At 67.2% G+C, this 14,086-nt stretch carries 12 protein-coding genes; 10 read left to right on the top strand and 2 right to left on the bottom strand.

Going from position 1 to position 14,086, the window contains the following annotated elements; genetic code table 11:
- The first annotated feature begins 116 nt into the window (after positions 1–116).
- The 4 genes from E6C72_RS11560 (at position 117) to E6C72_RS11545 (ending at position 3,208) form a co-directional block, all read left to right on the top strand.
- Positions 117–356 carry an acyl carrier protein gene (locus E6C72_RS11560; protein WP_014247969.1) on the top strand — a complete coding sequence of 80 codons (240 nt, stop codon included), beginning with the start codon at positions 117–119 and terminating at the stop codon, positions 354–356.
- A 127-nt stretch (positions 357–483) separates the two neighbouring features.
- Positions 484–1,746: a beta-ketoacyl-ACP synthase II gene (gene fabF / locus E6C72_RS11555; protein ID WP_109442608.1), complete on the top strand. Its 1,263-nt coding sequence runs from the start codon at positions 484–486 to the stop codon at positions 1,744–1,746.
- Positions 1,747–1,795: 49 nt separating this feature from the next.
- Positions 1,796–2,803, top strand: coding sequence for an endolytic transglycosylase MltG (mltG, locus tag E6C72_RS11550; RefSeq protein ID WP_109442607.1), 1,008 nt, complete (start codon positions 1,796–1,798; stop codon positions 2,801–2,803).
- A 114-nt stretch (positions 2,804–2,917) separates the two neighbouring features.
- Positions 2,918–3,208, top strand: coding sequence for a DUF2934 domain-containing protein (locus E6C72_RS11545; RefSeq protein WP_169055154.1), 291 nt, complete (start codon positions 2,918–2,920; stop codon positions 3,206–3,208).
- A gap of 23 nt (positions 3,209–3,231) precedes the next feature.
- Here the strand turns inward: E6C72_RS11545 and E6C72_RS11540 are convergent, their stop codons facing one another.
- Both E6C72_RS11540 and E6C72_RS11535 read right to left on the bottom strand, forming a co-directional pair.
- Positions 3,232–3,471 carry a hypothetical protein gene (locus E6C72_RS11540; protein ID WP_109442605.1) on the bottom strand — a complete coding sequence of 80 codons (240 nt, stop codon included), beginning with the start codon at positions 3,469–3,471 and terminating at the stop codon, positions 3,232–3,234.
- A 248-nt stretch (positions 3,472–3,719) separates the two neighbouring features.
- Positions 3,720–5,714, bottom strand: a complete 1,995-nt coding sequence (locus tag E6C72_RS11535) for a methyl-accepting chemotaxis protein (RefSeq protein ID WP_136700728.1) — start codon at positions 5,712–5,714, stop codon at positions 3,720–3,722.
- Between the two features lie 216 nt (positions 5,715–5,930).
- Between E6C72_RS11535 and E6C72_RS11530 the strand changes: the two genes are divergently transcribed.
- From E6C72_RS11530 to E6C72_RS11505, 6 genes are read left to right on the top strand one after another with little or no spacing between them, the layout of a single operon-like run.
- The gene (locus E6C72_RS11530; RefSeq protein ID WP_136700726.1) at positions 5,931–7,154 is read left to right on the top strand and encodes a methyl-accepting chemotaxis protein; all 1,224 of its coding nucleotides are present in this window, start codon (positions 5,931–5,933) and stop codon (positions 7,152–7,154) included.
- A gap of 53 nt (positions 7,155–7,207) precedes the next feature.
- On the top strand, positions 7,208–8,062 hold the full coding sequence (locus tag E6C72_RS11525) for a protein-glutamate O-methyltransferase CheR (RefSeq protein WP_247875677.1): 855 nt from the start codon (positions 7,208–7,210) through the stop codon (positions 8,060–8,062).
- A complete protein-coding gene (locus tag E6C72_RS11520; protein WP_109085615.1) occupies positions 8,059–9,498 on the top strand; it encodes a chemotaxis protein CheW in 1,440 nt (479 codons plus the stop codon). Before E6C72_RS11525 ends, E6C72_RS11520 begins: the two co-directional genes overlap by 4 nt.
- Positions 9,495–10,568 (top strand): chemotaxis-specific protein-glutamate methyltransferase CheB, encoded by a 1,074-nt coding sequence (cheB, locus tag E6C72_RS11515; RefSeq protein WP_109085614.1) that lies wholly within the window; start codon positions 9,495–9,497, stop codon positions 10,566–10,568. The genes E6C72_RS11520 and cheB overlap by 4 nt, the downstream gene beginning before the upstream one ends.
- A 56-nt stretch (positions 10,569–10,624) precedes the next feature.
- Positions 10,625–11,047, top strand: a complete 423-nt coding sequence (locus tag E6C72_RS11510; protein ID WP_109049771.1) for a response regulator — start codon at positions 10,625–10,627, stop codon at positions 11,045–11,047.
- A gap of 49 nt (positions 11,048–11,096) precedes the next feature.
- Positions 11,097–14,054 carry an ATP-binding protein gene (locus E6C72_RS11505; protein ID WP_109085613.1) on the top strand — a complete coding sequence of 986 codons (2,958 nt, stop codon included), beginning with the start codon at positions 11,097–11,099 and terminating at the stop codon, positions 14,052–14,054.
- Positions 14,055–14,086: the final 32 nt, after the last annotated feature.

Here is a 14,086-nt window from a genome sequence, read left to right as displayed (position 1 = left end):
AAGGCTGCTGAAATGTGTTATCGGACGGGGCTTTTCGCGGCAGGACGGCACGTTCTTCGCGTGTTGCTCCGACCGGATTATCCCGAGCGGTTTCAAGGATTGGAAGGTCTTAAAAGATGAGCGACATCGCCGAGCGCGTGAAGAAGATCGTTGTGGACCACCTGGGTGTCGAGGAGTCGAAGGTGGTGGAGAACGCCTCCTTCATCGACGATCTGGGCGCCGACAGCCTCGACACCGTCGAGCTGGTCATGGCCTTCGAGGAAGAGTTCGGTGTCGAGATCCCGGACGACGCCGCTGAGAAGATCCTGTCGGTGAAGGACGCCATCGACTTCATCAAGGCCAACGCCGCCGCCTGATCGGGCCGCGGGCATTGAGCCCCCGAGGGCCAGGCGAACCGCATTTGCGACACCAGCAGCGCGGGGCCTGGCCGTCGACGACCAGTTCGTCGACATTATTTTCGAGGAAAGGTCAAGGAACAGCCTCATGAGACGTGTCGTCGTCACCGGACTCGGTATGGTCACGCCGCTTGGCGTCGGCCACACGCTGAACTGGGAGCGGCTGATTTCCGGAACGTCGGGAATCCGCGGCATCACGGGGTTCGACGCTTCGGACCTGGCCTCCAAAGTCGCCGGGCAGCTCCCGCGCGGAACGGGTGAGGGCGAATTCAACGCCGACGCCTTCGTTTCGCCGAAAGACCAGCGTAAGATGGATGATTTCATCATCTTCGCCATCGCCGCGGCGCAGGAAGCAATCAAGGATTCGGGTTGGGCTCCCCAGACCGATGAAGAGCGCGAGCGGACCGGCGTCATGGTCGGTTCGGGCATTGGCGGCCTTCCGGGCATCGCCGATGGTGCCGTGACCCTGCACGAAAAGGGTCCGCGCCGTCTGTCTCCCTTCTTCATTCCCGCCTGCCTGATCAATCTGGCCTCCGGTCATATTTCGATCCAGCACGGCTTCAAGGGCCCCAACCATGCGGTCGTCACCGCCTGTTCGACCGGCGCGCACGCCATCGGCGACGCTGCCCGTCTGATCATGTGGGACGATGCGGACGTCATGGTCGCCGGCGGCACGGAGGCGGCAGTGAGCCGTCTCGGCGTTGGAGGCTTCGCCGCCATGCGCGCTCTGTCCACCAACTTCAACGATACGCCCGAGAAGGCCTCGCGTCCCTATGACAAGGACCGCGACGGTTTCGTTATTGGAGAGGGCGCCGGTGTCGTTGTGCTGGAGGAGCTGGAGCACGCCAAGAAGCGCGGCGCCACCATCTACGCCGAAGTCGTCGGTTACGGCCTGTCGGGCGACGCCTACCACATTTCGGCCCCGGCGGAAGACGGCAACGGCGGTTTCCGTGCCATGCGGGGTGCGCTGAAGCGTGCCGGGATGGACCCGTCGGACATCGACTACGTCAACGCCCACGGTACCTCCACGCCGCTTGGTGACGAGATCGAACTTGGTGCGGTGAAGCGCCTGTTCGGCGAGTCCATGGACACCCTGGCGATGTCCTCCACCAAGTCTGCTATCGGTCATTTGCTGGGAGCCGCCGGTGCGGTCGAGGCGATCTACTCGATCAAGGCGATCAACCACGGCATCGTGCCGCCCACGTTGAATCTCGACAATCCGTCCGAGAGCTGCATGGGCGTCAATCTGGTGCCGAAGGTGGCCCAGGAGCGCCGCGTGCGTGCAGCACTGTCGAACTCCTTCGGGTTTGGCGGCACCAACGCTTCGCTGGTGTTCAAGGAATTCGCGTAAGCGAAGCGCCGCACCTGCGTTGCGGTCAGTCGTTTTCAAGAGGTGAGCGATGGGCTGGGGTCTCCGAATTTTCGCGGGGACGCTGGCCCTCGCGATCGGTGCGGCGGGAGGAATCGGCGTCTGGGGTTACCAGCGCTATTCGGCGCCCGGACCGCTGGAGCAATCAGAGACGGTCGTCATCCCGCGCGGCAGCGGTCTGGAGGCTATTGCCATCACGCTGGGCGACTCCAACGTGATCGCTTCGCCGCTGGTCTTCGTCGCCGCAGCAAAGCTGAGCGGTATCTTCCGTGAACTGAAGGCTGGCGAATACCAGTTCCCCGCAGGAATCAGCATCGAAGGTGTTCTGGAGCAGATGCGCCAGGGCCGTACCGTCGTTCACCGCTTCACCGTGCCGGAAGGACTGACCTCGGCGCAGGTCGTGGCGCTGCTTGCTCGGGAAACCGGCCTGACCGGTGAGGTTCCGAAGCCGCCCAAGGAAGGCTCCCTGCTGCCGGAGACCTACCATTTTGCCTATGGTGACAGCCGCGCCGCCCTGATCGAGCGGATGCAGACGGCGATGACCCAGGCGCTGGCCGAGGCCTGGAAGAACCGCGATCAGAACCTGCCGTTCGAGACGCCGCAGCAGGCGCTGACACTTGCCTCCATTGTCGAGAAGGAAACCGGCATCGCCGCGGAGCGCCCGCGGGTGGCGGGTGTCTTCGTCAATCGGTTGGAAGCGGGCATGAAGCTCCAGTCCGACCCGACGGTGATCTACGCGCTGACCGACGGCAGCGGCGAGTTGGGACGGGCGCTGAACCGCAACGACTGGAAGGTCGAGTCGTCCTACAACACCTATGTCGCGACCGGCCTGCCACCGGGGCCCATCGCCAACCCGGGCAAGGCGTCGATTCATGCGGTCATGAAGCCGGAACGGCACGAGTTCCTGTATTTCGTTGCCGATGGCACCGGCGGCCATGTCTTCGCCAAGTCGCTGGCGGACCATAACCGCAATGTCACCAAATGGCGCGAGGTCCAGCAGAACCGGCAACCCGAGCGTGGCGAAACCTCATCGGAGTGACGGCCGATCGGTCGGGCGTAGGTCCGATAACGATCCGATTGGTTGCGCGCATCTCGGGAATTCGGCAGTCTTTGCATTGCAGCAAACCCAACCACCATTTCCCGGGGAGATGTGATGAGCGTGGATGTCGAACAGCGCATCCGTGACCGCGCCTATGCGATCTGGCTGGAAGAGGGCCGACCTCACGGCCGCGATGCCGACCACTGGCTCCAGGCCGAGCGCGCGATCTTGGCCGAAGCCGTGGCCGTTCCAGACCATTCGCCGGTCGTGGCCGTCGTCAAGGCGCCGCGTAAGACCACCAACGCCAAGCCACGTGGCGTCGTGAAGACCGCAGATACGAACGCGGCATCTGAAGAGCCGCCGAAGGCGCGCAAGCCTCGGACCCGCAAGACGACCACCACCTGATCGGGAGCGGAAGGGCCCCGGGGTCAGGCGGCATTCGAGGCCTGCGGCAGCTGTAGGTTGGAGACAACCATCACCCCGGCGGTCTTCCCATAGGATTTGCGGGCTGCGCGCAGGGCTTCCAGGGCTTCTATCAGGCTTTCTTCGGCAAAGCCCGGCGCCAGACCGGCCAATTCCCGCTCTGTCAAATCGATGAAGGCATCCAGCAGACGCGCGTGAATGCGGCTGGCCAGTCGGACTTCATCGGCGACCTTCTGTGCGGGCATGGGGGACTCCCTCGGTGTCGGGTGGGGCTGATAATGTTCAGTGGAGCATCTTATCGGGATCAAGCGTTCCCGCAGGCCGATTAGGCGTGAAATAGGGTTAAAAGAACTTTAAATGCAAAATAATCCCGTTGGGGGATTAAGAATTACCACTTCGGATATTTTGTGTAACGCCGGTTGGTTGCCGTCAGCGGGACTGATGAGCCTGCAGTTCCGACACAGATCAAGGAACTTCAGCGAACGGCCAAGTTTCAGCCGGCTTGGAACCGTGACACCTGACGCCGCGTCTCGTCCGCCAGCCGGGAGAGATGCACCATGGTTGCGGCGATTTCCTCTGACGCGGCGGCGTTCTTGGAGGCGACTGTGCGCACGCTTTCGATCGACCGTTCGATCTCACGGACTGAGGCCTGCTGCTCCTCCATGGCAACCGCGACCGATTGGAAGGCGCCATCGATGCGGTCGACCCGCTCCGCGAGCCCGTCCATCCGGCGCCGGGCTTGTTCGGTCACCGTCTTGCCCTCTTCGGCCAGCGCCGCGGCGGCTTCGATGATCTCGGCGATCTGCCGGGCACTTTCCACCGCGTTGTCGGCGAGTTTGCCGACCTCCTCGGCCACCACCTCGAAGCCCTTGCCCTGCTCGCCGGCGCGGGCGGCTTCGATGGAGGCGTTGACCGACAGGATGTTGGTCTTCACTGCGATCTGGGTGATGGCCTCGGTGATGCGGCCGATGCGACGGCTGTTCTCGGCGATGGTCTGTGATACGCGCAGAAGCCGTGCCATGTCCGCCCGTCCGCCATCGGCGAAGTCGGCGGCATCCTTCACCATGTCGGAGGCATCACGCGTGCTGTCGGTGACATGGGCGATGGCGCGGGCCGACTGGCCGACCGCCGTCGCCACCTGATCCAGATCGTCGGTCTGTTCAGATGCGCCGTCCGACACGTGGGAGATGGCGGTGCTGGCTTGCCCTGCGGCGACGGCGACCTGAGTCGCCTGTTCGCCGATGGTGCGGAAGGCCGCACCGGTCTGCTGCAACAGAGCCACCATCTCGCCATAGGCTCCATGGAAGGCCGGACCCTTTTCCATCTCCACGGCCTCCACACTCTTTCCAGACAGTCTGTGCATCTCGCCATGCAGCCCGTGCAGCACCTGGATGACGGTGGCGACGGCACGGCCGATGGATCCCAACTCGTCCTGCCGGCCGGTTCCCGGCACCGCGACCGTCAGATCGCCTTCCGACAGGTGCTGTACCGCTCTGGTGGTGGCGGCGATGGGGCCGGTCAGGCTGCGGGCGATCAGGATCGACAAAACCGTGCCGACGGCCAGTGCGCCGAGCGCGCCGCTCCACAGCAGCAGCACGGCGCGCGACCGTCCGGCCTCCCGCTCCGCCGTCTGGGCGGCGACCAGTTGTGTCACCTGATCGTTCACGGTCCTGGCGGCGTCGCGCATGGCGTCGCGGGCGGCATTGCGTCGGGCGACGATGTCGGCGACCAGCAGGAATTCCGTTTCCACCCCCATGACAGAGGCGGTCAGCTTCTCCGATTCGCGCAGAGCGTCGCCGTCATTGGCAGCCTTTCGCACATCGCCGACGATGGTCAGCAGCCGATCGATGCTGCCGTTGAGCGAATTGCGCCCGGCACCGCCGTGGTCGATCAGGAATTGCTGTACATCCAGCAGCGCGCCGCGGGTCTCCTGGATCAGCCGCCCGGCGATGGTCGCCAGCAGGGCCGAGGATTCCAACGTGGTCACCGCGGCCCGGTCGCTCGGATCGGCCTTCACCCGGGCCAGTGCGTCGGCATAGCGCGCCGTCTGATCCTGTGTCAGGGTCTGGGCGATCACCAGCAGGGCGGCTGTCTGTTTGCGCAGCTTCGCCAGGCTGGCGAAACGGTCGACCTCCAGCCCCACCACCTCGTCGAAGGATTTCCGGTAGGCCGCCAGCTTCTCCAGCGCTTCCCGCAGCGTGTCGGGCGGCACGGCATGGTTGGGCAGGGCCAGCAGCGCTTCAGCCTCGCTCCTCATCTGGTCGGTCAACTGGCGCACCCGCCGGCTGGCGGAGGGGTCGACGTCCAGCAGATAGCGGGCCTCTTCCTGCCGGGCGCTATACAGCAGCGTGTCCAGCCGGGCGGTCTGGGCAGCAATCTCCACCTGCGAGGCGTAGGTGTTCAGCCCGCTCCAACCGACGACGGCGACGGCGAGCGTCAGCAGCAGCACGGCGGCGAATCCCAGGGCGATGCGGGTGGCGATCGACATGCCGGCGAAGGTCCAATCAAGGCCGCCGCGAAGGCGGCGCCGGGTTGAGCGGATGGGCGGACGGCGAATGCCGCACGCGAACGGCGGCATCGAGCACTATGTACCGGAATCACCTTGCTTCGGTTGGGGTGCATCCGGCAAGTCATAAGGGTGGCATGCGGTCTCCGCAGGGTATCGCGGGGTGCCGCTGGTCGTTCGTGAGGAGCCTGTACTGCGATGTCCCTTCCGGCCAGCTTGCGGATCCTTCCCCGTTTTGGACTCGCCCTTGTTCTGCCAACGGTCGCGGCACTCATTCCCCTTCTGCTGCCGCACGCTGTTCCCGACATCGGAAAACAGACCGTCTGGATCGTCACGGGTGGCATGCTCGCCCTGGGGCTGCTGATCGGCTGCATCCTGGCGCTCGATCTCTCCGACGCGATGGGGCGGCTGCAGATGGCCGCCGGCCGGCTGGCCGACGGCATGGCGGATGAGCTGTCAATACCGCCTCTCCGTGGTGACGAGGCAGGTGGCGTCGTCGCATCCCTGGTTCGCATCGCCCAGACACAGGATCGGCTCCACGCCACCCTGCGCCGCCTGACCCAGGAAGGAGAGGGCGAGGCGCAGAGAGATGCGCCGGGTGCCGCATCTCTCCCCGGCCGCTATGGTGACATGGTGGCGCTGGTCGAAGATGCCAGCGCTTCCTTCCGGCGTATCGGCCAGCAGGCGGCCCAGGTCGCCGTCGCCGCCGGGCAGGCCAGTACTGCGGTGTCGCAGGTCGCCGATGGCGCCGCCATCCAGACCGAGGATCTCGACCGGGTGGTGGACGCGGTCGGCCGATCCGTCCGTGCCATCGCCGATGTCACCGACAGCACCCGCGCCGCCTCCGACATGGTGCGGGTCACCGCCGGCTTCGCCGACCGTGGTAAGGCGGAAATGGCGCGACTGGTTCGAGTCTCGCAGACCATCGGTGACAACAGCCGCCGCATCGGCCGCATCACCGAGGCCATCACCCAGATCGCAGTGAAGACCAACATCCTGTCGGTCAACGCTTCCATCGAAGCCGCCCGCGCCGGCGAGCAGGGCAAGGGCTTCGAGGTGGTGGCCGAGGAGGTCGGCAAACTCGCCGACAACGCGGTGGAAAGCGCCCGACAGATCGCCGAGATCGTCGAGGCCGCCGCGACGATGGCGGAGGAGGGAATGGCCGCCACGGCCGAGGTGGTGCAGATGATGGACGGTATCGCCGAGCGGGTGACCCAGATCGACCGCATGGTCCAGTCGGTTGCCGCCGCGATGGCGAACCAGCAGGATCACATTGTCGAGATCGAATCGAACGTCGGGAACATCCGCACGGTCGCCTCCAAGAACGCTGCGGCGTCGGAGGAGATCACGGCAACCATGGTTCACCTCTCCCGGCTGGCCGACGACACGCGGCGTCTGGCTGAACGCTTCCGGGCGTCGTGACCGGCGGCGCTGCTCCTCCATCCACAGGGTCGGATGGCCCGCTGTACGATTTGGTGCGGCGGTTACTGGACGACGTCCGGCGCAAGGCCGGCATCCGTCATGACCGTCCGCTCGAGCGCAAGCTGGCGCGCATCCTGGCGGCGATGCCGCTGAGCATGCTGGAGGAGTGGGTGGCGCAGATCGAAGGGGCGCCGGCCGACAGCCCGGACTGGCTGAGCCTGATCGAGAATCTGACGATCCACGAAACCTATTTTTTTCGCGATCTGCCGCATCACGCCCATCTCCGCCGCCATTTGCTGCCCCGGCTGATTGCCGAGCGCAGCGCCATGCGTACGCTGCGGCTGTGGAGCGCCGGGTGCGCCACCGGGGAGGAGGCCTATGGTCTCGCCATCGTGACGCTGGAGGCACTGGCCGATGCCGGGCAGGCGCGACGCACCGCCTATGGGCTCGAAACCGACTGGACCGTCGAAGTTCTCGGTACCGACCTCAGCCGGATTGCCGTGCGGCAGGCCTCCAACGCCTGCTACGGCGGCGAAGGACTCGGCCCCTTTCGCGAAATGCCGGCCGACTATGAGAGCTGGTTCATGCCGCTCGGCCCGGAGGCGCCATTGCATCGCCGGGTGCGTGACGAGGCCCGACGGGTCGTACGCTTCGCCCGTCACAATCTGATGGATGGGGCTCTGCCGGACACTGCACCGGCCGGCGGTTTCGACCTCGTGTCCTGTCGCAACGTCATGATCTATTTCGATGACGACAGCCGTGAACGGGCGCTCTCGCTGTTGACCTCGGCGGTGGCGCCCGATGGCTGGCTGGTGCTCGGCACCACCGACCGGCTTGAGGACCGCCATGGCTTCGTCCGCCACCGCGGCGACCGCGCGATCGCTTACCGGCGGGGAGGGGTGGCATGAGCCCCTGCGGATATCTGACCTTCGACATAGCCGGCACGCCATTCGCCGTCGCCGCCGACCGGGTGGAAGAGGTGGCGGAACCGACCGGAACCACCCGTCTGCCGTTCTCGCCGCCGCAGGTGGAGGGGCTGGCGAATGTCGCCGGCCGGATTTTGCCGGTGCTGGACATCACCGCCTATTCCTCTCTGCGGCTTGCCTGGGCGGGCGGGCGGCGTGGCGGCCTGCTGATCGTTCTGCGCGCCGGAACCGGGTTGCTGGCACTCCGCGCCGGGCGGATCGGCGGTACCCTGACGGCGGAGCGGGTGACCCTCGCCGCGGCGGAACCTGAGGATGGCGGCACACCGGTGGCAGGCCGTTTGCGCCATGGCGAGCGGTTCCTGCGCCTGCTCGATCCCGATCTGATGCAACTCGGGCGCGGTGCCGCGCTTGCCACTCCGGGATTGACGGGACTGATGGATGCCGGCGCGCTGACCGGCGGCGCTGCCGATCCGCCGGATCCGTCGCGCGAGCGGGCCAGCGTCCGTCTGCTGATGGTGGAGGTCGCCGGCCGGCCCGAGGCGTTGGAGATGGCTGATCTGCTGCTGGTCTTCCCGGTCGGCGATCTGCGGCAGTTGCCCCATGCGCCATCACTGGTCCGTGGCGTGGCGCGGGTGCAGAAGCGGTCGATCCTGGTTACCGACCCTCTCGGCGCGGGAGACCGGCCGGGCGGCTATGCCGTCGTCCTGCGGACGCGCCGGGGACCGGTCGGCGTGCGCGTGGACGGCGTGCGCGGGGTGGTGCGCGTACCGCTGGACCGCCTGCGCGCCGGCGAGGCGGGGGCCCCGCCCAGGATCGTGGATTATGATTGCACTTGGCTCGACGTGAGGAGTGTGGCGCGCATGCTGGGCGATCAACTCGACGATATCGGCCGCTTCGTGCCGGATGGCGGCGACCCCGACGACGATCTGGCGGAAAGCCGCCTGCCGCGCCGTTTCTACCGCCGCTTCCTCACCCTCGTGGTGGAGGCCCGCGTCTATGCGCTGGAGTTCGAAAAGGTCCGCCGTGTGGTCGAGGTCGGCGACCGGCTGCGTCTGCCGAAAGGGGCGGAGAGCTTCGACGGTTTGACTGACGTGGACGGTCGCATCCTGCCTGTTCTCGATCTGCGCCGTTTGCTGTCGCGTGGGCCCATTGGCGCCACCCCCGCCACGCCCGGCATCGCCATCCTGGTGGAGATCGACGGCGGCACCGTGGCGGTGATTGCCGATGAGGTACAGCGCATCCGCAAGATCGCCACCGAGGATGTCGATCCTCTATCGGACCGCCTGACGACCGCCGTCATCCGTCTGGACCATGCCCTGATTCCGGTGCTGCGGCCGGAAGGGCTGACCGCCGCCGCAGCCGACGGTACAAGGGCTCTGCCCGCAGGACTGCGGCCGGCAGGGATTGCCGCACCATGACCGATCCGCGCATCCGTCTGCTCGTGGTGGACGACAGCAATTTCGTCCGCATCGCGCTCCGCAAGATGCTGGAGCCGGCCGCGGACATAGAGATCGTCGGCGAGGCGCGCAACGGCGCCGAGGCGCTGCGCCTGTCGCGCAAGCTGAAGCCGCATGTGGTTGCCATGGACCTGAACATGCCGATCATGGACGGCATCGAATCGGTTCAGGCCATCGCTGCGGAAAAGGGACCGCCCTGCATCATGGTCTCCAACGAAACCTCGGAGGGAGCGGCCGCCACCATACGCGCGCTGGAAACCGGGGCGGTGGATTTCGTCTGCAAGAACAGTTCCTTCATCACCTTCGATATGGCGTCGATCGAACGACAGCTGACCGAGAAGGTGCGCCACTGGGGGCGCTGGCGAATGGCTCTGACCGGAGAGCGCGCCGTCGATCCGGTTCCTGCTGCCGCACCGATGCCCGACCCGCTTCCGCCGCCGCGCTCGACCCTGCGTGGCCAGCGCCCGGACCTTGTGGTCATCGGCGTTTCGACCGGCGGGCCGGTGGCGCTGGTTGAACTCCTCGGCACGCTGGGGCCGTTGCCCTGTCCACTGGTTGTGGCGCAGCATATGCCGGCAAGCTTCACCGCAGGCTTCGCCGCCTCGCTCGCCCGTTCCCTCAACCGGCTGGTGGGCGAGGGGGCCGATGGGGAAATGCTTGACCCGGCAGCGGTCGCCATTTTGCGTGGCGGCAGCGACTGGACGGTGCGCCGCAGCGCCTCCGGGCGCTTCACCCTTCATGCTGCCGATCCCGCCGGTGCCATCTACCACCCGTCGGCCGACCGCCTCTTCCGCAGCGCCGCCGAGACCGCGGAGTCGCCGGTCGCCGTGATCCTGACCGGCATGGGCGATGATGGCAGCGCCGGCTCTGCTGCCTTCGCGGAGCGCCGCTTTCCCGTCCTGGTCCAGGATCCGACAACCTGTGCGGTCGACGGCATGCCAAGAGCGGCAATCCGTGCCGGCACCGCCACGGAGGTGTTGCCGGTTGCGTCAATCGCCCGCAAGCTGAACGCCCTCTTCACACTCTCCTGATAGTCACGCAGAAACCGATAGCCGACAGGCGCTGCAAAGATAGGAACCTTTCACCAATGGCGAAGCCGACGATCCTGCTGGTCGATGATTCGGTGCTGATGCGCACCATCATCGGCGACATCGTGCGCGCGGACGACGAGCTGTCCCTCGTCGGCGCGGCCGAAAACGGCAAGGTGGCTCTGGAAATGGTCAAGAGCCTGAAGCCCGACATCGTCCTCCTCGACATCGAGATGCCGGAGATGTCGGGGCTGGAGGTGATGGAGCATCTGTCGCTGATGTCGCGCGCCAAGGTCATCATCATCTCCTCCGTCGCCCAGGTCGGCTCGCCCGAAGCGAACGAGGCCCGGGCGCTGGGTGCGGTGGAGATCATCGCCAAGCCGTCCGGCACCATGAGCCTCGACCTCGCCCACAAGAAGGGCCACGACATCGTCGCCGCCATCCGCCGCGCCGCCGGTCTGCCGCCGCCCGCCAAGCCCTGATCCTCCGGCGTGGCCCCATCCGTGAGCGGTGCCCCCTGAACGGTGATCCATGAGCAGCGAACTGATCGAGACCCTGTGGCGGCAGTTCGGCGTCGAGGCCGGCGAGCATTTCGACCTGCTGGAAAAGCTGCTGTCCACCTCTCCCGGCGACGGGCCTGAGGCGGAGCGGATCGCCGCGCTCTTCCGCTCCTTCCATTCGCTGAAGGGCGCCGCCCGCGCCATGGACCTCTTCGCCATGGAGGCGGTGGCGCACCGGGCGGAGACCATCCTCGGTCGCGTGCGCACCGGCGCACTGGCCCTGACAGAGGAGATCACCGCACCGCTGCTGGAGGCTTTGGACGCGTTGCGCGGCCTTGCCGAAGCCGGCCTGCGCGACCGCCGCGACGGACAGGCGCCGGCCGAGCTGCTGACCCGGCTCGATGTCTTGGGCGGTGAAGCCCCCGCCGCCAAGGCCGCTCCCGCTCCCCCGCCGCCCCCGCCGGTGCGCCTGCATGAGAACGAGCGGATGCTCGGCCTGTTCGTCGGGCTGCTGCATGACGGTATGGCGGCACTGACCCGCGCGCTCGACCTCGACAGCCTGGACGAGGACGGAACCCGCAGCGTCGACGACACCGCCGACCGGCTGGAGCTGGCTTGTGAGCGGCTGAACTTCCTGCCCTTCGCCGACACCCTGCGCCGCTTCCGCGCGGCACTGGCCGCCCGCGACGCCGACGGCATCCTGCGCGAGCTTCAGGGGGTCGCCACCGCCAGCGCCCGCATTGGCAGGCTGACCGGCAAGGATGCGGGGGCGGCGATTCTGGCGACCCTGCTGGCCGACCACAACGCCCAGATCCTGGCCCAGGGCAGCGCCCGCGCCGATGCGATGCTGGCCGATCCGGCCGGGCTTGCCGACACAGCCGCTGCTGCCGGACTGGCCGGGCTGCTCGAGCGGATGGCGGCGACCCTGGACATCGTCCGGCTGCCGCGCGGCTCCGCCCTGCTGCGGGTGCTCGCCGACGTGATGCGCCGGGCCGCCCCCTCCGGCCATGCGACCGGCCATCCAGACTGGCCGGTTCTGCTGGCCGATGCACGCACCGCGCTCGGCGATCTGGCGCTGCGGGCGGCGCGTGAACCGGCCGAGGATCTCGACGCCGACGGCGCGCTGGAAGGACGCCTGCGCGCCTTCGTCGATGCGGTGTCCGCGGAGCGGGAGACCGGAGAGGCGCGCCGGCCGCTGACCGTCGAGGAACTGACGGTCCTGGGCCTCGACCCCGGCCTGCTGCGTTTCCTGTCGCCGGACAGCACCGCCGACCTGCGCGCCGCCAGTGCCGATCCGGAGATGCGGCTCTACGAGGTCACCGCCTTCCTGGAAACCTCGCCGGAGGTGGCATCCGGCTTCGTCCAATGGATGGGCAGCAAGGTGCGCGCCATCACCAACTGGCCGGAATTCATCGACGGCAAGACCTGGCTGCGCGTGCTGATCGCTTCCCCGCAGAAGCTGTCGGCGCTGGCCGACGCCCTGGCCGGAATCGATCCTGGCGGCGGCTTTCTGCGCATCCGCGCCTGCGCCCCTTCTATCGACGAGGCCGATATCTGCGAAGAGGCGGTCGCGTCGGAAAACGCTCCTCTCCCCGAAGCGCCCGGCTTGCCCGCGGTGCAGTCCACCGGCGCTCCGACCGCCGTTTCTCCACTCGCCAATCCGCCTGCCGCCCCGCCTTCCCGTCCCGCACTGTCCACCGCCGGCGGCGTGCTGCGCGTGCCCGGCGAGGTGATCGACCGCTTCATGGCCCGCATCGACGGCATGGTCCTGCTGTCCGGCGACCTGAACGCCACCGCCAACGATCTGCGGCTGGAAAGCGCGCTCGCCTCCCTGACCGAACGGCTCGGGGCCGGCGATCCCGACCTGCGTGCCCTGCGCGAGGCGGTGGAGCATCACCGCCGCGACCTGCTGGATCTCGACACCCAGCTCAGCCGCTCCGTAGATCGCCTGCGCGAGGCTGCACTGGATTTGCGCGTGGTCCCCATCGAAACCCTGTTCAACCAGTTTCCCCGCGTGGTGCGCGAGCTGGCGCGGGTGCAGGGGAAGTCGGTGCGCTTTGCCACCGAGGGCGGCGAGGTTCGCATCGACAAGAGCATGGTGGAGATGCTCTACGACCCGCTGATGCACATGGTACGCAACGCCATCGACCACGGCATTGAGCCGCCCGCCGACCGCGAGGCCGCCGGCAAGCCGCCCCAGGCGACGCTGTCCCTGCGTGCCGTCCAGCGCAACAGCCGCGTCGTGGTGGAGATCACCGACGACGGCCGCGGCATTGTGACGGAGGGGGTGCGCGTCAAGGCGGTGCGTCAGGGACTGATCGGTGAGGAGGACAGTCTGCGCCTGTCTCCCGATGCCGTTCGCGAATTCATCTTTGCCCCCGGTTTCTCCACCGCCGACACGGTAACCGAGACCTCCGGCCGCGGGGTCGGCATGGATGTGGTGCGCAACGCCATCACCCGGTTGGGTGGCAGCATCGCAATCCGCACGCGGGAAGGGGCTGGTACCGCCTTCGCCATCGACCTGCCGCTGTCGGCGGCGATCCTGCGCACACTGCTGGTTCAGGTCGATGATCAGGTTCTTGCCATTCCCGACCGCTTCGTTGAGGAGGTCTGCGGCTTCACCGCTGACGATTTCCACCGCGTCTCCGGCTGTTGGACCGTCATGCGGCGCAAGCGGGTGCTGCCGGTGGTCCGCCTTGCCGACGCACTGGGCTTTCCCGCCGACGGGGATTGGCCGCCGACCGGCCCCGGCCAGTGCCTCGTCGTCGTGCTGCGCCAGGGCAGCCGCCGCATTGGGCTTGAGATCGACAAGCTCCTGCGCCGTGGCGACCTGTTCGTCCGTGAAAGCCATCCCGGCCTTGCCGAAGTGCCTGGTGTCGGTGGCGTTTCCCTTCTGAACGACGGCCGCATCGTCATCATTCTCGATGGTGACGAACTCTGCCGTCTCGCCGCCGCCGCCCAGCGGCGGGAGGCCGATGCACCGGCCTGACCGACGCCTTCAACCATGCCAGTTCATGAAGG

This window comes from Azospirillum sp. TSH100, from assembly GCF_004923295.1.
Taxonomy (GTDB): domain Bacteria; phylum Pseudomonadota; class Alphaproteobacteria; order Azospirillales; family Azospirillaceae; genus Azospirillum.
The sequence above is the reverse complement of the archived record's forward strand: the minus strand, read 5'-3'. Positions and strand labels throughout refer to the sequence as shown.